This is a genomic window from Isoptericola sp. S6320L, assembly GCF_023015685.1.
In the GTDB taxonomy this organism is placed as follows: domain Bacteria; phylum Actinomycetota; class Actinomycetes; order Actinomycetales; family Cellulomonadaceae; genus Isoptericola; species Isoptericola halotolerans_A.
Window position 1 is genome coordinate 59,487 of record NZ_JALKAT010000014.1, and the last position, 16,611, is coordinate 76,097.

The 16,611-nt window shown below is 72.3% G+C and carries 18 protein-coding genes and 1 pseudogene; 4 read left to right on the forward strand and 15 right to left on the reverse strand.

Features of this window, described 5'->3' with window-relative positions; all coding sequences use genetic code 11:
- Positions 1–102: 102 nt before the first annotated feature.
- From MWU57_RS10035 to MWU57_RS10055, 5 genes and pseudogenes are all read right to left on the reverse strand, one after another.
- Entirely contained in the window at positions 103–1,599 is a 1,497-nt protein-coding gene (locus MWU57_RS10035) for a peptidoglycan DD-metalloendopeptidase family protein (RefSeq protein ID WP_308221167.1), read from the reverse strand.
- Positions 1,600–1,603: 4 nt separating this feature from the next.
- Positions 1,604–2,515 carry a permease-like cell division protein FtsX gene (gene ftsX, locus MWU57_RS10040; protein ID WP_106266680.1) on the reverse strand — a complete coding sequence of 304 codons (912 nt, stop codon included), beginning with the start codon at positions 2,513–2,515 and terminating at the stop codon, positions 1,604–1,606.
- Between the two features lie 297 nt (positions 2,516–2,812).
- Positions 2,813–3,490, reverse strand: a pseudogene (gene ftsE, locus MWU57_RS10045) (cell division ATP-binding protein FtsE); the annotation flags it as partial.
- 349 nt (positions 3,491–3,839) lie between these two features.
- Positions 3,840–4,949 (reverse strand): peptide chain release factor 2, encoded by a 1,110-nt coding sequence (prfB, locus tag MWU57_RS10050; protein WP_106266953.1) that lies wholly within the window; start codon positions 4,947–4,949, stop codon positions 3,840–3,842.
- A gap of 22 nt (positions 4,950–4,971) precedes the next feature.
- Positions 4,972–5,337, reverse strand: a complete 366-nt coding sequence (locus MWU57_RS10055; RefSeq protein ID WP_246909036.1) for an ankyrin repeat domain-containing protein — start codon at positions 5,335–5,337, stop codon at positions 4,972–4,974.
- Between MWU57_RS10055 and MWU57_RS10060 the strand changes: the two genes are divergently transcribed.
- A complete protein-coding gene (locus MWU57_RS10060) occupies positions 5,336–5,992 on the forward strand; it encodes a putative glycolipid-binding domain-containing protein (protein WP_246909037.1) in 657 nt (218 codons plus the stop codon). The genes MWU57_RS10055 and MWU57_RS10060 overlap by 2 nt on opposite strands.
- A 17-nt stretch (positions 5,993–6,009) precedes the next feature.
- Here the strand turns inward: MWU57_RS10060 and MWU57_RS10065 are convergent, their stop codons facing one another.
- From MWU57_RS10065 to MWU57_RS10095, 7 genes are read right to left on the reverse strand one after another with little or no spacing between them, the layout of a single operon-like run.
- Entirely contained in the window at positions 6,010–6,441 is a 432-nt protein-coding gene (locus MWU57_RS10065) for a hypothetical protein (RefSeq protein ID WP_246909038.1), read from the reverse strand.
- 29 nt (positions 6,442–6,470) lie between these two features.
- Entirely contained in the window at positions 6,471–6,917 is a 447-nt protein-coding gene (locus MWU57_RS10070; RefSeq protein ID WP_106266689.1) for a pilus assembly protein TadE, read from the reverse strand.
- Positions 6,914–7,357: a TadE family protein gene (locus MWU57_RS10075; RefSeq protein ID WP_281495522.1), complete on the reverse strand. Its 444-nt coding sequence runs from the start codon at positions 7,355–7,357 to the stop codon at positions 6,914–6,916. Before MWU57_RS10075 ends, MWU57_RS10070 begins: the two co-directional genes overlap by 4 nt.
- Positions 7,329–7,541, reverse strand: coding sequence for a hypothetical protein (locus tag MWU57_RS10080; protein WP_106266693.1), 213 nt, complete (start codon positions 7,539–7,541; stop codon positions 7,329–7,331). Before MWU57_RS10080 ends, MWU57_RS10075 begins: the two co-directional genes overlap by 29 nt.
- 18 nt (positions 7,542–7,559) lie before the next feature.
- Positions 7,560–8,492, reverse strand: coding sequence for a type II secretion system F family protein (locus MWU57_RS10085; RefSeq protein WP_106266695.1), 933 nt, complete (start codon positions 8,490–8,492; stop codon positions 7,560–7,562).
- Positions 8,489–9,346 (reverse strand): type II secretion system F family protein, encoded by an 858-nt coding sequence (locus MWU57_RS10090; protein WP_246909039.1) that lies wholly within the window; start codon positions 9,344–9,346, stop codon positions 8,489–8,491. Before MWU57_RS10090 ends, MWU57_RS10085 begins: the two co-directional genes overlap by 4 nt.
- The gene (locus tag MWU57_RS10095; RefSeq protein ID WP_246909040.1) at positions 9,346–10,608 is read right to left on the reverse strand and encodes a CpaF family protein; all 1,263 of its coding nucleotides are present in this window, start codon (positions 10,606–10,608) and stop codon (positions 9,346–9,348) included. The genes MWU57_RS10090 and MWU57_RS10095 overlap by 1 nt, the downstream gene beginning before the upstream one ends.
- A gap of 389 nt (positions 10,609–10,997) precedes the next feature.
- Between MWU57_RS10095 and MWU57_RS10100 the strand changes: the two genes are divergently transcribed.
- Positions 10,998–11,555: a hypothetical protein gene (locus MWU57_RS10100; RefSeq protein ID WP_246909041.1), complete on the forward strand. Its 558-nt coding sequence runs from the start codon at positions 10,998–11,000 to the stop codon at positions 11,553–11,555.
- A 42-nt stretch (positions 11,556–11,597) separates the two neighbouring features.
- Here MWU57_RS10100 and MWU57_RS10105 read toward each other — a convergent pair whose 3' ends face one another.
- A complete protein-coding gene (locus tag MWU57_RS10105; RefSeq protein WP_246909042.1) occupies positions 11,598–12,194 on the reverse strand; it encodes a DUF998 domain-containing protein in 597 nt (198 codons plus the stop codon).
- Positions 12,195–12,262: 68 nt separating this feature from the next.
- On the opposite strand from MWU57_RS10105, the gene MWU57_RS10110 reads away from it, so the two are divergent.
- A complete protein-coding gene (locus MWU57_RS10110; RefSeq protein ID WP_246909043.1) occupies positions 12,263–13,474 on the forward strand; it encodes an aminotransferase class I/II-fold pyridoxal phosphate-dependent enzyme in 1,212 nt (403 codons plus the stop codon).
- A 145-nt stretch (positions 13,475–13,619) separates the two neighbouring features.
- Here MWU57_RS10110 and MWU57_RS10115 read toward each other — a convergent pair whose 3' ends face one another.
- Positions 13,620–14,234 carry a LysE family transporter gene (locus MWU57_RS10115; protein WP_246909044.1) on the reverse strand — a complete coding sequence of 205 codons (615 nt, stop codon included), beginning with the start codon at positions 14,232–14,234 and terminating at the stop codon, positions 13,620–13,622.
- A 73-nt stretch (positions 14,235–14,307) separates the two neighbouring features.
- Here MWU57_RS10115 and MWU57_RS10120 point away from each other — a divergent pair, with 73 nt between their 5' ends.
- Positions 14,308–15,237 (forward strand): LysR family transcriptional regulator ArgP, encoded by a 930-nt coding sequence (locus tag MWU57_RS10120; RefSeq protein ID WP_246909045.1) that lies wholly within the window; start codon positions 14,308–14,310, stop codon positions 15,235–15,237.
- Between the two features lie 10 nt (positions 15,238–15,247).
- Here the strand turns inward: MWU57_RS10120 and MWU57_RS10125 are convergent, their stop codons facing one another.
- Complete coding sequence (locus MWU57_RS10125; RefSeq protein WP_246909046.1) at positions 15,248–16,483, reverse strand: LCP family protein; 1,236 nt, start codon at positions 16,481–16,483, stop codon at positions 15,248–15,250.
- Positions 16,484–16,611: the final 128 nt, after the last annotated feature.

Sequence of the window (16,611 nt, forward strand, 5' to 3'; positions counted from 1 at the left end):
CCCTGGTCGCGGACCGCAGCGTCCCAGGATACGCGGCCGACGACGGCGGTCCAGGCTATTTCCTCGCTCAGCGATCAGCGGGGTGATGCCCGGAGTGGCCCGTCAGTTCAGCCAGCCGCCCATCGGGTCCACCGTGCTGCCGTTGACGTAGACCTCGAAGTGCAGGTGGCACGCCGTCGAGCTGCCGGTGGTCCCGGAGTAGCCGATGATCTCGCCCTTGTCGACCTTCTCCCCCACCCGGACGACGTCGCGGGACAGGTGCAGGTAACGGCTCATCACGCTGTCGCCCTTGTGGCGGCCGTGGTTGATGAGCACGTTGTTGCCCGGTCCGCTGCCGTAGTACGCCTGCTCGACGTACCCGCTCTGGGCGGAGTAGATCGGGGTGCCGCAGTAGGTGCGGATGTCCGTGCCGGCGTGCAGCCGCCACGCGTTGTACAGCGGGTGGAACCGTTGCCCGTACGAGCTCGTCACCACGTGGTAGTTCGTCGGCCAGCCCAGGAACGGGCCCGACGAGGATCCGCCGCCCCCGCCGGAGCTCGATCCTCCGCCCCCGCCACCGCCACCGGAGCCGGAACCGCCACCACCGCCGCCGGAACCGCCGCCGGAGCTGGATCCACCACCGCCACCGCCACTGTTGTTGTTCTCGGCGGCCTGGCGCTCGGCCTCCCGCTGCCGGCGCTCCTCGGCCTCGCGCTGCCGGCGTTCCTCGGCCTCGCGCCGCTTGCGCTCCTCCTCGAGCCGGCGGTCGCGTTCCTCCTGCTTGACGATGATCTGCTGGATCTCGTCCTCGAGCGTCGCGCGCTGCGCCTCGTTCTCCTCGAGCTCGGCGACGGTCTCCTCACGCCGGTCCTCGATGGTGGCCTTGAGCTGCTTCTGCTCCTCGATGAGCTGTTCGACCTCGGCCTTGCGCTCGGCCGCATCCTGCTCCGCCTGCTCGGCCACGACGACGTTCGCGTCCGCCTCCGCCTTGAGGTCGGCGATGGTCTCGCGGATCGCGGCGAGGCGGGCCTCCTGGTTCCGTGCGACGGTCTCCGCCTCCTGCAGCTCCGCGACGGCGCGTGACTGGCTGCGCGCGGCCGAGGAGTTCACGGCGACGTCCTCGAGGAACTCCTGCGTGGACTGCGCGCCCGTGACGAGCCCGAGCGTGCTGACGTCGTCCCCGCGGCGGTACGCCTCCCGCGCCATGGCCGCGACCTCGGTGCGGGCCTCCTCGGCCTTGCCCTCGCCGGCGGCGATCTCCTCGGAGATCCGGGTCTCCTCGTCCTCGGCGTCGGCGAGGCGCTGCGCGAGCACCTCCGCCTTGCGGCGGGCCTCGGCGAGTGCGGCCTGCGCCTCGGCCAGCTCGGCCTGCGCCACGGGCAGGCGCGCCTCGACGGCGTTGAGGTCGAGCACCGCCTGGGCGAACTCGGCGTTCGTGTCCTCGAGGGCGACCTCGAGCTCCTTGCGCTCGGCGTCCTTCTCCGCCTTCTCCCGCTCGGCGGCTGCTCGCTGGTCGTCGATCTCGTCGGCGAGCGCCGGCGCGGACGGCCCGAGCACGAGCAGGCCGACGACAGCGGCACCGACGATCCGGCGCAGGCGGGAGGCGGGACGGTGGGTCACGGGATCACACTCTCGTGTATCGGTGCAGGGTGACGACGGAGGACACCAGGGCGAGCGCGACGGCGACGCCCAGCAGCAAGGGAGCGATGGCGAGCACGTCGGCGGTGGAGACGTAGTCGACCCAGTCGACGGACTGGGCGAGCCAGTCGACCACGAGGTACTGCACGGCGAGCCAGAGCCCGCCCACGGCGAGCACGGCCCCGACCAGCGCGGCGATGGCGCCCTCCAGCATGAAGGGGAGCTGGACGAACAGGTTCGATGCACCCACGAGTCGCATGATGCCTGTTTCTCGCCGTCTCGACACGGCGGAGAGCCGGATCGTCGTCGTGATCAGCAGCGCGGCGGCCAGCAGCATGACGGCGGCGAGGCCGACGGCGACGAGGGAGGCGCGGTTCAGTGCGAGGAAGAGCGGTTCGAACGCGGCGCGCTGGTCCTCGACCACCTCGACGCCGTCGCGGCCGCTGAGGACGTCGTCGACCACCTGGTACTGCTCGGGGTCGGCGAGCTGGAGCCGGTAGGACGCCTGCATGTCGTCCTCGGTCAGCTGGGTGCCCTGGTAGCCGTCGGGGTAGCGGGCCTCGAACGCCTCGAAGGCCTCGGCCTTGGACTCGAAGTAGGTGGTGGCGACCACCTCGTCCAGCTCGGTCTCGATCGCCTGCTCGATCGTGGCGATCTGGTCCTCGGTGGCCTCGCCCTCCGCGCAGGTGGGCACGGTGGACCCGTCGGGGCACAGGAAGACGGACACCTCGACGAGGTCGTACCAGTCCCCCTTGAGCTTGGTGACCTGAGCCTGCAGCAGCGCGGCCGATCCCACGAAGGTGAGGGAGACGAAGGTGACGAGGATGACGGAGATCACCATGGTGGCGTTGCGTCGCAGACCCTGGAGGACCTCGACGAGGATGAACTGCAGCCGCACCGCTCAGGCCTCCTCGTGGCCGGTACCGGCCCCGGACATGGCGCGGCGGGCCCGCCGCGACGGGGGCTCGGCGGTGTGGGAGTCCACGGGGTCCTCGGCGAGCGGCGCCAGCTCCGGGGCGTCGTGCTCGAACGCGCCCTGCTCGACGGCGGCCTCCGCAGCCTGCTCGGCGGCGAGGTCGCCCGGCTCGGGCTGGACCACGATCCGCGGCGTCGGTGCACCGCGCCGCGGCACCCCGCGTCCCGGGGCGTCGAGCACCGGGGCCGGACCGACCAGCGGCAGGATGTCCTCGCGGCGGCCGTACTCGGCGTCCGCCTCGTCGCGGACCACGTGCCCCGTGGAGAGCTCCACGACGCGACGGCGCATCTCGTTGACGATCTCGTCGTCGTGCGTCGCCATGACCACGGTGGTCCCGGTGCTGTTGATCCGGTCCAGGAGCCGCATGATGCCGAGCGACGTCGTCGGGTCGAGGTTTCCGGTCGGCTCGTCGGCGAGCAGGATCTGCGGGCGGTTGACGAACGCCCGGGCGATGGCGACGCGCTGCTGCTCGCCGCCGGAGAGCTCGTGGGGGCGGCGCTTCTCCTTGCCGTCCAGCCCCACCCACTCGAGGACCTCGGGCACGGTGGTCCGGATGGTGTGGCGCGGGCGGCCGATCACTTGGAGCGCGAAGGCCACGTTCTCGTAGACGTTCTTGTTGGGCAGCAGACGGAAGTCCTGGAAGACCATGCCGATGCCGCGCCGCAGCGAGGGCACCTTCCACCCGGACAGCCGGGTCAGGTCGCGGCCGGCGACGTAGACGCGCCCGCCGGTGGGCCGCTCCTCGCGGAGCACCAGCCGCAGGAAGGTCGACTTGCCGGAGCCGGACGCGCCGACGAGGAAGACGAACTCGCCGCGCTCGATGTCGACGGAGACCTCGTCGAGCGCCGGCCTCGCCCCCCTGGCGTAGACCTTCGAGACGTTCTCGAACCTGATCACTGCGTGCCCTCCCCCCGGCGGGCACCACGGGACCACGGTGCTCGCCTGATCGAGAGTCGCACGACGGCGGTCCCCGCCCGCCGGAGGACACGCCGGTGTGTCGCGGGTCAATCAGTTGCTCGACGCAACACCGGACAAACAGCGAAATTCCGCCAAACCCCGAGGTAGTACCCATTCCGCCGACGTAGTACCGCTCGCGCCGAGGTAGTAGGCGGCTCGCCGAGGTAGTGGGCCCGGCGCCGAGGTAGTGCCCGACTCCGCGAAGTAGTGCCCGACTCCGCGAAGTAGTGCCCGACTCCGCGAAGTAGTGCCCAGCTCCGCGAGGTAGTGCGGCGCCGTCGGGCTCAGGTCAGCTCTCGCCGCCCGAACGACGCCAGCGGATGCCGGCCTCGATGAACTCGTCGATCGCGCCGTCGAACACGTTCTGCGTGCTGCCGGACTCGTGCTCGGTGCGCAGGTCCTTGACCATCTGGTACGGGTGCAACACGTAGGAGCGCATCTGGTCGCCCCAGGACGCCTTGATGTCCCCGGCCATCTCCTTCTTCTTCGCCGCCTCCTCCGCCTGGCGGATCAGCAGCAGGCGCGACTGCATGACGCGCAGCGCGGCGGCGCGGTTCTGGATCTGGGACTTCTCGTTCTGCATCGACACCACGGTGCCCGTGGGGATGTGGGTCATGCGCACGGCGGAGTCCGTGGTGTTCACGGACTGGCCACCCGGGCCCGAGGAGCGGAAGACGTCGATCTTGAGCTCGTTCTCCGGGATCTCGATCGAGTCCGTCTGCTCGATGAGCGGGATCACCTCGACGGCGGCGAAGGAGGTCTGCCGACGGCCCTGGTTGTCGAACGGCGAGATGCGTACGAGGCGGTGCGTGCCGGCCTCGACCGACAGGTGCCCGAACGCGTACGGCGCGTCGACCTCGAACGTTGCGGACTTGAGCCCCGCCTCCTCGGCGTAGGACGTGTCCATGACCTTCGTGGGATAGCCGTGGCGCTCGGCCCAGCGCAGGTACATGCGCATGAGCATCTCGGCGAAGTCCGCGGCGTCGACGCCACCGGCTCCCGCGCGGATCGTGACGACCGCGGCGCGGGCGTCGTACTCACCGTTGAGCAGGGTGCGGACCTCCAGCGACTGCAGGTCCTTGCGGATCGCCTCGACCTCGGCCTGAGCCTCGTCCAGGGAGTCGGCGTCCTCCATCTCGTTGCCCAGCTCGACGAGGGTCTCGACGTCGTCGATCCGGCTGCCGAGTCGCTTCACGCGCTCCAGCTCGCTCTGCGCGTGCGACAGCGCCGACGTGACCTTCTGCGCGTTGTCCTGGTCGTCCCACAGGTCCGGAGAGGCCGCCTGGTCGGACAGCATCTCGATCCGCTCCTGCAGGACAGCAGGGTCGCTCACCGACTCGATGGACGTGAGGGTGGAGCGGAGCGCCTTGATCTCGGCGGGAAAGTCGATGGTGGCCACGATGTTCAAGCCTACCTGCCGCTCAGGAGGCGCCCGGCAGGGTCCTCCCGAACATGGCCGCCGTCGCGCGGGCGCTCGGCTCGCCCGCGTCGACGTCGGCACCAGCGTCCACCAGTACCTCGATGACACCGGGCTCGCCCTTGAACACCGCGCCCGCCAGGGGCGACTGGCCGCGGGTGTTGAGGCGGTTCACGTCGGCACCGCGCTCCGCCAGGCCCCGGACGAGGCCTGCGTGCCCGTGGTACGCGGCGAGCATGAGCAGCGTGTTGCCCTGCGCGTCGGCGTGATCGGACGGGACCCCGGCGTCGACGAACTCGAGCAGGAGGTCCTCGCCGGCACGAGCGAGGTCGAACATCTGGTTCAGGTCGACGGGGAGCTTGTCGTTCATGGGTGCCAGTATCGCGCGGTTGCGATCCGACGGCGGCCCCGGCGGTCTGGTGCCGACCGGCACCTGGGGCGTGCAGGCAGACCCGCTGCCCGCGATCCTGGACGGGACGGCGAAAGGAGGGCGGCTCATGGTGATGGTCGTGTGGCACGGCGTCGCCTCCGACAGCGTGGAGCACCTGGACCTCACTCTGCGAGACGGCAGGCTGCGGGCGCGGTCGATCGTGGACCTCGGTCCGGAGCGGCTCGAGTACGCCGTCGAGCTCGACCCCGACTGGACCTTCGTCGCCCTCAGCCTGCGCTCGTCGGACGGACGCACCCTGGAGCTGGCGCACGACGACGGTGAGTGGCACGCGGACGGGTCGCCGCGCCCGGACCTGGTCGAGGCGGTGGACCTCGACCTGGCGTTCAGCCCGTTCACCAACACGCTGCCGATCCGGCGGCTGGGGCTGGCGGTCGGCGATGCGGCCGACATCGTGACGGCGTACGTGGACCACGAGTCCTTCACGGTCACGGCGGACCCGCAGCGCTACACCAGGCTCGGCTCTGAGCAGTACCTCTACGAGTCACGCGACAGCGACTTCCGGCGCGAGATCACGGTGGACGAGGACGGGCTCGTCGTCGACTACCCCGGGCTCTTCGCGCGCACACCGCGCTGACCGGCGGGTGCCGGCAGCTAGCCGGCCCGAGCGGCCGCCGTCGCGGTGACGGTGATGCCACCACCGAACGAGTCGGTGAACCAGCGGATCAACGGCGGGTGCGACGTCGCCACGAGGCGAACGCGCGCACCCCGACCGTCCGGGCTGACCGCCTCGACCACCCGGATGTCTCGCAGACCGGCCGCCGTCGACGCCGGCTGGAGAGCGAGATGCTCGGACACCGCACGCCGGACGTCGCCGTCGCTCAGGGTCAGCACACCGGCGGATCCTGGCTCGGCCACGCTCTCGAGGTCGTAGTACGTGGCTTCGAGCATCGAGTCGGCGCCGGCGACGGCGAGCGAGTCAGCGAGGTCGAACAGGTGCTTGCGGTCCAGGTGCACCGACGCCGCGGAGGCCACCATGCCGACCAGCATCAGCCCGACGGCCACGAAGCCGGCCGTGAGCAGCATGATCCGTCCGTGTTCTTCCCTGCCCTCGGTCACGGGCGCACCGCCACGTGCTCCTCGACGGTGGTCACATGGGCCGCCTCGACCGGCACCGCGAGCGGTACCCACCCTCTCAGGCCGGCAGGCACGAGCGGCAAGGGCACCTCGTAGCGCACCGACACGCCGATCGTCGCGCCCGGCGTCAGGCAGGGGTCGTCGGAGCACTCGACCGTCAACAGGTCACCCCCTTCGACGTCGAACCCTTGGTCGCCAAGTGCGATGCGGGTCGCCGCTGCTGCCCGCGCCACGCCCTGGGACGACGACTCGGCGGTGACCACTGCTCTCGAGGCCTCGCGCGCCGCCCCTTCGACGGCGAACGCCGCGGCGTGCACCTGCGACAGCGCCATGACGAGGTAGACGAGCGGCACCAGAAGAAGGACGCTCACGCCCAGGAACTCCACGACGGCCGCGCCGGACTCGGGATCGCGTCGCTCGCTCATGTCGACTCCTCCAGCGCGTGCCCGGACACCGTCATCACTCCGGACGGCCCCAGCACGCCGACCACGGGCAGCGGTGCGCGCACCGTCACCTCGACGACGGCGAGGCCGTCCTGCACGGTGTCCCGCGCCGCCACCTCGTCCGCATACCGGTCCCCGAGAGACGCCGTGAGCAGGTCCCGGGTGCGCTGAGCGCCCGACGCGAGGTCGCGGTCAGCGCGAGCCGCGACCCGCGCACCCTCGGCTGCGGCGTCGATCGTCAACGCGCGGACGTGCAGCGCGAGGGTCACCTGGACCACGCCGAGGAACAGGGCGAGCAGCAGGGCGGAGATCATCGCGAACTCGGCGACCGCCGACCCCTGCTCGCCGTGCCGCGCGGCGGACGGCTCGACCGGTGAACCAGGAGGAACGCCCTCAGCGACCGGTGACACTCTGGATCGCATCGGTGAACGCGCCCTCGAGGAGCGGCCCGGCCAGTGCCCACAGCGCGACGACGAGGCCGGCGGTCATCAGCGTCACGAGCACCCAGCCGGGCACGTCGCCCCGCTCGGGATCGTCGGCTGCCGGACGCCGGTCCGGGAGCGGCGCTTCGTCCTGCGGTCGGTGAGCGAGGTGGTCGTGGGACATGGTCAACCTTTCGGTGGGTCAGAGGCCTATCTGCAGGGTGGCCAGGGACGGGAAGACGGCGAAGACGACGGTGATGGGCAGGATCAGGAAGACGACCGGCACGAGCATGACGACCTCCTTCTTTCCGCCGGCCTCCATCAGGGCGCGACGCCCCGACTCCCGGACGTCCTGCGCCTGTGCGCGCAGGACGTCGGCCAGCGGGGTGCCGCGCTCCAGCGCGACCGCCACCCCCTCGGCGAACCGGGTGAGGGACGGCAGGTTGGTGCGATCGGCCATCGCCGTCAGAGCGGCGGCGATCGGAGCGCCCGCACGAACGTCGGCGAGCATCGTGGAGATCTCACCGGAGAGCTCGCCGCGGGCGGTCGAGGCGACTCGTTCGAGGGCAGGCATGGGCCCCTCCCCCGCGGTGACCGCGAGCGCCAGCAGCTCGGCCACGGTCGGGAACTCGGCGAGCATCCGTTCCTCGCGCTGTTGTGCCAGGGTGCTGAGCCGGCGGTCGCACGCGACGAAACCGACGGTCCCCGCCAGGAGTACCAGGGCGACCAGCGGGATCACTGCCGATCCCCGGGTGGCTGCGAGGAGCACCGCGGCGGCCAGGCCCACCACGAGGCCGAGGACGGTCCACACGAGCTGGCGGGCACGGAACTGCTCCACGGTGTCTGCCCGGCCGGCACGGTCGAGCCGGCGCTGGACATCCGCCCGGGAGGAGCCGAGCCGCTCGAACCAGTGCGCGGCGTCGGACACCCACGGGGACAGGATCCGCTCGACCACGCCGAAGGGGCTGTGCACGGTGTGGTCGCGCAGCAGGCCCGAGGACGCGTCCCGAGGGCGCAGGGCAGGTGCGAGGCGCTCGTCGAGGGAGATGCGGCGGCCACGCAGGCCGGCGATCACGAGCAGGAGGCCGATTCCTCCGAGAAGGCCCAGCAGCGCACCGGTGACGGCGGGGCTCATCGCAGCACCCGGCTCTCCTCGGGCAGCCGCCCGATCCGTCGCATGACCTGGTAGGCCAGCACCGAGCAGGCGGCGCCGGCCGCGAGGACGGCCACGCCGGCGGCGGAGTCGTAGGCGCGCGCCGTCTCCGGGCGGGTCGCGAGGAACGCGAGCACCACCCAGGGTCCCGCGGCAGCCAGGCGGGCGCCGTTGATCGTCCAGGACTGCCGGGCCTCGAGCTCCCCTCGGGTGCGCGCGTCTTCACGGAGGAACTCGGAGAGGCTCTTGAGCAGCCGACCCAGGTCCGTGCCACCGACCTCGCGGGTCAGCCGCAGCGCCTCGACGATGCGGTCCGCCACCGGGTCGGCGAGCCGCGCCTTGAGCAGGTCCAAGCACTCCCCGAACCGTCCGGTGGCCCGGTAGTCGGCGGCGAAGCGGGCGAACGGCTCGCGCAGCTCTGCGGGGCCGCGTTCGCCGAGCTGCGCGACCGCCTCCGGCAGCGAGAGTCCGGCACGGACTCCCGAGGCGAGGTGGTCGACGGCGTCCGGCCACACGTCCCGCAGGCTCTCGCGCCGTCGTCGGGCCCGGACACGGAGCAGCACCTCCGGCGCCACGGTGGCCATCAGCGCGAAGCAGCCGGCGATGGCAGGAGAGCGGGTCAGGGCGAGGCCCACCAGCATCACGGTCAGACCCACCCCCGCGCTGAACGCGTAGAGCGCGCCCGGCCCGACGTGCGGGACGCCCGCCTGGACCAGGACGTCCTGCAACACCTGGTTGCGCCTGCTTCGACGCACCCGGGATCCCGTCGGCTCCCAGCAGGACAGCCACACGAGGACGAGACCCACACCGCCGACGAGGCCGATCAGCACGCCCATCAGCGGTCACCGGCCAGCAGGGCGTTGACGTCGATCCCGGCTCGCTCGAAGCGCTCGACCCCGGGCGGGAAGCCGTCGCCGCGGACGAGGTCGCCGCCCAGCGCAGCCGGCCGGCGCTGGAAGATCTGCGCCGTCTCGACGCGGCTCTCCTCGACCCGCCCGGTCACGGCGACGATCTCGCGGACCTGGCGGGCGCCGTCCGCCGACACCCCGAGGTGCACCACCAGGTCGATGGCCGAGGCGACGGTCGGCGTGACGAACCGTTCGGAGACGTTCTCCCCGGCGAGCAGCGGCAGCGTGCACATCTTGGTGATCGCCTCGCGGGCGGAGTTCGCGTGGATGGTGCAGGCGCCGGGAACGCCGACGTTGAGCGCCACGAGCAGGTCGAGGCTCTCTGCCTCCCGCACCTCGCCGATGATGATGCGGTCGGGACGCATGCGCAGCGACTCCTTGACCAGTCGCCGCAACGGGATCTCGCCGGTGCCTTCGAGGCTCGGCTGACGGCACTGCATCGCGACGTGGTCACGGACGGGCAGCCGGAGCTCGAACACCTCCTCGCAGGACACCACCCGCTGACCGGCCGGGATGGATCCGGCCAGCGCGTTGAGCATCGTGGTCTTGCCCGCCTGCGTGGCGCCGGCGACCAGGATGTTCAGCCCCGCCCGCACGGCGGCGTCGAGGAACCTTGCGGCGTGGGGCGTGAGGGCACCCAAGCGGGTCATGTGGTCCACGTGGTGGGCGCGCACCACGTGCTTGCGGATGTTGACCGCCATGTGCTCGCGCGTCACGTCCGGGATCACGACGTGCAGACGTTCCCCGCCGGGCAGCGTGGCGTCGACGAACGGGCTGCTCAGGTCGAGCCGTCGACCGCTGGACGTGAGCATGCGCTCGACGAGGTCCCGCACCTGCGACGCCGTGAGGAGCGTGGTGGTCAGCTCGCTGACTCCTCGGCGCGCGACGAAGACCTGGGCGGGTGAGTTGATCCAGATCTCCTCGACCTCGGGATCGTCGAGGTACGGCTGCAACGGGCCGAGCCCGCCGAGCGCGTCGGCCACCGCCCGGACCGAGGCAGAGGTGTCGGCCAGCGGCGGCACGACGCCGAGCGACACGCGCTCGGCGTAGTCCGCCGCCGCCTCGACCACCAGCCGGTCGAGACCGGCACGGTCGCTCACGGGGTCGATGCCACGACGACGGATCAGCTCGCGGACCTCGTGATGCAGGATGCTCGTGGCGTCGTCGCGCAAGGGCACGTCGATGGTCACCGGCAGACCTCTCCCTCGGGGACAATCCGGACCTTCCACCTGGTGCGCCGAGAGTAGCGAACATCGCCACGGCCCCGCTGCCACCCTGTGGACGACCCGCGCCCCGGTGTCGCCGACCTGTCGCCGCTGTCTTCCCGGGAGGACAAGATCCCTGGTCAGCGCGCTAGATGTCGCATCTATGCGTCGTGCCCCCGACCCCGGACCGCGGTCCGAATCGTGGACACGCCAGGCAGCACCTGCTGCGACACGTCGCGGCGATCGCACGCACGTCGCGGACCGGACCGCCGCCCCCGACGGCGGTCGACGCCCCAGGAACGATCGACGCTACGCTGGGCCGTTCCAGCTCTCGGTACCGGACCGGACCGGGACGGCGGCCTGCGAGGAGAACGATGTCGGACCAGCCTGCACAGCCCTTGCCGCACTCGTCCGCACCTGACCCGACCGGTCGCGGTGCAGCCGACGGCTTCGCGCCGCAGGCGGGCGCGTCGGGCCCGCAGCAGTGGGAAGCCGAGCTGCGCCGCTCCGGGCGCGTGGTCGTCCGGGCCCCGAGGACCTTGCGCACCGTCGCCATCGCCCTGACGGCCGGCACGATCGCGCTGTGCTTCGGTGCCGCCATCGGCCTGCCGATCGCGTTCGGGCCCGTGGCTCTGCTCGTGGCCACCGGCCCACTCGTCATCATCGCCGTGCTGGCCGGGGTCTTCCTCGCGATGCAGATCAGCTACCTCGGGCGTGATCTGGTGGTGACCGCGTTCGGGATCCAGGTGGGCCGCAGAGCCCCCGTGCCCTGGCACGAGCTCGCTGGTGTGTCCACGCACCGTGGCGCACTGCGGATCCACGTCCTGCGCTCGGGGCGCCCCGAGACGCTTCAGCTCGGCGACCTCCAGGCGCCCTGCGAACAGCTCGTCCGGTGGCTGCAGCCCAAGGCGTTCCCCGCCGCGCTCCCCTAGGGCAGGGCCGGGCGCGCCGGACGCCCGTCCAGAAACACCAGGTCACGCCGCCCGCACGAACAGAAGACCCACCCACAGCCACCCGACGGCGATGGTCGCCTTCTGGAGCAGCCCGGCCCGCCGGGAGTCCTCCTCCCACGCCTGGCCGAAGGCGAGGAGCCCACCGCCCGCGAGCGCCGCCGTCGTCCCCGAGTAGACCTTCCACCAGACCTCCGGCAGGGCGAACACCGCGGCGAGGGCAGCCAACGGCACGGCGGCGAACGCGACGACACCGGCGTGGTCGTGGAGCCGGTGGCGCCACGAGGTCTCCTCGGGCGTGGTGTCGGGCGTGCCGGGTGGGTAGCCGCGCATGGGATCCATGGGGAACACGCCGGAGGCGACGAGCGCCAGGCCGAACACGCCGACGACGACGGCGAGCAGCCCGCTGCCCAGAGCCTCACGCCCCACGAGCGCCCCGGCCGCCACCGCCGTGCCGCACACGAGGAAGCTGGTGGTCTGCACCCAGCCGCGCCGGCCCAAGGCGAGCGCGCTCACCGGCTGGCGCACCCACGCGTACCCAGGCCGCGTCCACCCGTCCACGAGGAAGACCACGACGAACGACCAGCAGCACACGGCCGCGACCCACAGCATCGGCATCATGCCGTCACCCTTCCCGGCGCGCCCCGACCGGACAAGTGCCGGAGGCCACGGTCGGTAGGGTCGAGCGCATGACGTCCACCCCGCGCTGGCGCCAGGTCGCCGCAGCGACCGGTCTGCTCGCGCCGGGCGGCGCCGTCGGGCAGACGATCTTCGCCGAGATGACGGTGCTGGCGAACCGCACGGGAGCGATCAACCTGGGTCAGGGCTTCCCGGACGTGGACGGCCCCGACTACGTCAAGGAGGCCGCGAAGGCCGCCATCGACGCCGGCCGCAACCAGTACGCCCCGGGCGACGGCGTCCCCGAGCTGCGCCGCGCCGTCGCCGAGCACCAGCACCGCCGCTACGGCCTGGACGTGGACCCGGACACCGAGGTCCTGGTCGCGACCGGGGCCACCGAGGCCCTGACGGCCGCGATCCTGGCGCTGACCGGCCCCGGCGACGAGGTCATCACCCTCGAACCGTTCTACGACTCCCACGCCGCCGCGATCGCCATGGCCGGCGCCACCCACGTGCCGGTCCCCCTGACCGCCGACCTGCGCCTCGACGCGCCGGCCCTGCGCGCCGCCGCCACGGACCGCACGCGTCTCATCCTCGTGAACACGCCGCACAACCCCACCGGCACCGTGCTGACCCGCGCCGAGCTCGAGGACGTCGCCGCCGTCGCCCGCGAGCGCGACACCGTCGTGCTCACCGACGAGGTCTACGAGCACCTCGTCTACGACGACGCGACGCACGTCCCGATGGCCACGCTGCCCGGCATGGCCGAGCGCACGCTGACGGTGTCGAGCTCGGGCAAGACGTTCAGCCTGACGGGTTGGAAGGTCGGGTGGCTGCACGGCCCGGCCGAGCTGGTCACGGCCGTGCGCACGGTCAAGCAGTTCATGACGTACACCTCGGGCTCGGCGTTCCAGCCGGCGATCGCGCTGGCGCTCGCCGACGACGAGACCCCGCGCGCCCTCGCCGCGTCCCTCGCCGCACGCCGCGACCTGCTGTGCGAGGGCCTCGAGGCGGCGGGCTTCGACGTCGTCGTCCCGCGCGGCACGTACTTCGTGGTGGCCGACGGCGCGGCGCACGTCGCACGACTCGGTCTCGAGGACGGCCACGACCTGTGCCTGCGCCTGCCGGAGCTCGCCGGTGTGGTGGGCGTCCCGGTCTCGGCGTTCTGCCGGCAGGGGTCGACGGCGGCACGAGCGCTGCGCTCGCGGGTGCGGTTCACGTTCGTCAAGCGTCCCGAGGTGCTGCGTGACGCCGTCGGGCGCCTCGCGACGCTCGGGCGGTAGCGGGCAGCGCGCCTGACCGTGCCCCACCGAGCTACCTCGCGCCGCGCCGCACTACCTCGGCGACGACGGCACTACCCCGGCACAGTAGGCGCTACCTCGCGCCGCGCCGCACTACCTCGGCGGGAACCGCTCTACCTCGGCGTGGTCAGCCGAGCAGGAGCGAGGCCGCCACCGCGAGCATGATGAGCGCGATCACGCCGTCGACCACCCGCCACGCGCCTGGCCGGCGCAGCAGCGGCGCGAGGAACCGCGCCCCGTAGCCGAGGCCCACGAACCAGAGCACGCTCGACACCACGGCGCCGGCCGTGAACAGCCAGCGGTCGTCGCCGTAGCCGGCGGCGATCGAGCCCTGCAGCACCACGGTGTCCAGGTAGACGTGCGGGTTGAGCCAGGTGAGGGCGAGCGCGGTGAGCAGCACCGGTCGCAGCCGCCGTCCGGCGTCGGGCCGGGCGACGTCCCGAGCGGCCTCGAGCTCCTCGCCGCCGCGCCACGCCCGGCGGGCGGCCAGCGCGCCGTACCCGAGGACGACGGCGGCGCCCGCCCAGCGGGCCACCTCGACCAGTCCCGGGTGCTGCTCGACGAGGGCGCCGAGGCCCGCACCCCCGGCGGCGTACAGGACCGCGTCCGAGGCCGCGCAGACCAGGACCACGACGCCCACGTGCTCACGTCGCACGCCCTGGCGCAGCACGAAGGCGTTCTGGGCGCCGATGGCGACGATGAGCGAGAGACCGAGGCCGAGCCCGGCGAGAAAGATGAGCACCCCTCGACGCTAGGCACGCCCCCGAATGAAGTCCAACGAAACTTTCTGACCCTGATGAAGCGATACTTCAGGTATGCGATGGGACCCCGGCCAGCTCGCGGCGCTCGCCGCCGTCATCACCGAGGGCTCGTTCGAGGCGGCGGCCCGGGCGCTGCACGTGACGCCTTCGGCCGTGAGCCAGCGCGTCCGGGCCCTGGAGAACGCCGCGGGCACGGTGCTGGTCCGGCGCACCCGGCCCGCCACCCCCACGGAGCCCGGCCGCACGCTGCTGCGTCTGGCACGGCAGGTGGAGCTGCTCGGCGCGGAGGCCGCGGCCGAGCTCGGCCCCACCGACGACGAGAGCACCGGCCGGCCCGTCACCGTGCCGATCGCGGTCAACGCCGACTCCCTCGCGACGTGGATCATGCCCGCGCTCTCCGCCGTCGACGGCGTCTGCTTCGACGTGCACGTCGCCGACCAGGACCGCACCGCCGAGCTGCTGCCGGCCGGCGTCGTCATGGCGGCGGTGACCTCGCAGCGCGAACCGGTCCAGGGCTGCACCTCGGTACCGCTCGGGGTGACCCGCTACCGGCCGGCAGCGACGCGCGACTTCGTGGCCCGCTGGTTCCCCGACGGCCCGACGCCGGAAGCGCTCGACATCGCCCCGATGGTCGTGTTCGCCCGCACGGACGACCTGCAGGACCGCTGGCTGCGCGCCGTCGCGCAGCAGGCGGGTGGTGACGTGCCCGACCCGCCGCGCCACCACGTGCCCTCGACCGCTGAGTTCCTCGCCGCGGTGCGCGCGGGCATGGGATGGGGCATGTGGGGGCCTCTCCCCCGCGACGGCGCACGCTTCGACGTCCTCGCACCCGACGACGACGTCGTCCCGCTCGCCGCCGAGACCGTCGACGTCACGCTCCACCTCCAGCAGTGGCGCCTGCGGTCGACCGTGCTGGACCGCGTCACCGACGCGTTGCGCGAGCAGGCCCGCCGGGTCTTGCCGCCGGCAGGTGCCGCGCGCTGAGCGGCGAGGCTCAGGCGCACACCCCGGCGCGCAGCGAGGGGCTGGGTGACGGCGAGGGCTTCTCCTCGCTGACCTCCTCGGCGTCCTCGCTTCCCTCGTCGCTCCCCTTGCCGTCGTCGTCCGACGGCGAGGTGCTCGGCTCCGGCTCGGGGACCAGCGACTCGTCCGCGGCGAACTTCTCCCACATCCCCGCGGCCTCCGACGTCCACACCACGCGGTTCGGGTCCGAGGGGGCGTCGACGACCGGGACCGACTCGAAGACGATGTCCGACGGGTCCACGTTCCGCACGCTCCAGGCGAGGCCCGCGAGCGCCCGCGGGCTCGCCAGCTCGGGGCTCGTGGAGATGGCCCGCAGCGCGGCCTGGACCATCCGGTAGAGCGCCGGGGTGTCGGTGATGACGTTCTGGTCGAGGACCTCGCGCATCATCGAGTCGATGAACGCCTGCTGCCGCTCGATCCGTTGCAGGTCGCTGCCGAGCTCGAGGCCCATGCCCTCGCCCTTGCGCACGCGCAGGAACTGGATGGCGGTCTCGCCGTCGAGCACCTGGCGCCCGGCATCGAGAGCGAGGTCGCTGTAGCGCTCGTCGCCGACGACGGGCTCCGGCAGGCACATCGGGACGCCGCCGATGGCGTCGACGATGTCGACCACACCGTTCATCTTGACCACCACGTGGTCGTCGATGGTCAGACCGGTCAGGGCCTCCACGGTGAGGATGGTGCAGGCGGCCGCGGCCGTGATGTCGTGCTCGGGCCCCCCGCCGATGGCGAACGCGGAGTTGAACATCGCCCCGTACTGCGGCGAGGTCGTGCTGCCGTCCGGGCGGGGGCAGGCGGGGATGTCCACCAGGGAGTCGCGCGGGATCGAGATCGTCTCGATCCGGCTCCGGTCCCCGCTGATGTGCACCACGAGAGTGGTGTCGGAGTGGAACTCGTCCCCCGAGCCGGCCAGCTCGGCGTTCGCCGCGTCGCGGAAGTCCGTGCCCATCACCAGGATGTCGAGGGACTTCCCGGCGAACGGGTCGGTCGGGTCCTCGGGCTCGGAGGGCTCCGCCTGCGGCTCCGGAGCGCCGTCGCGCCCCAGCAGCGCGTCGACGTCGGACACCTCGATCTGGTTCTGCAGATCGATGTACGCCGCGACCGCCCCCGAGCCGACGAGAGCCAAGACGCCCGTCAGCCCGAGGGCCGTCCATCGCAGGACCCTGTGCCCGGCATGGGGTCCTGCGTGCCGGGGATTGGTGCTCTCCACACCGTCACCCTAAGCCGGTGGTCTTATCCAGGCCTACCGGGCGAGTCAGGACAACGCCCCTTTCACGGCATGTTCACGTGGCCGTCCGCTGCGCTCACGAGTGGCCGTGGCCGCCCAGGGCGGCCACC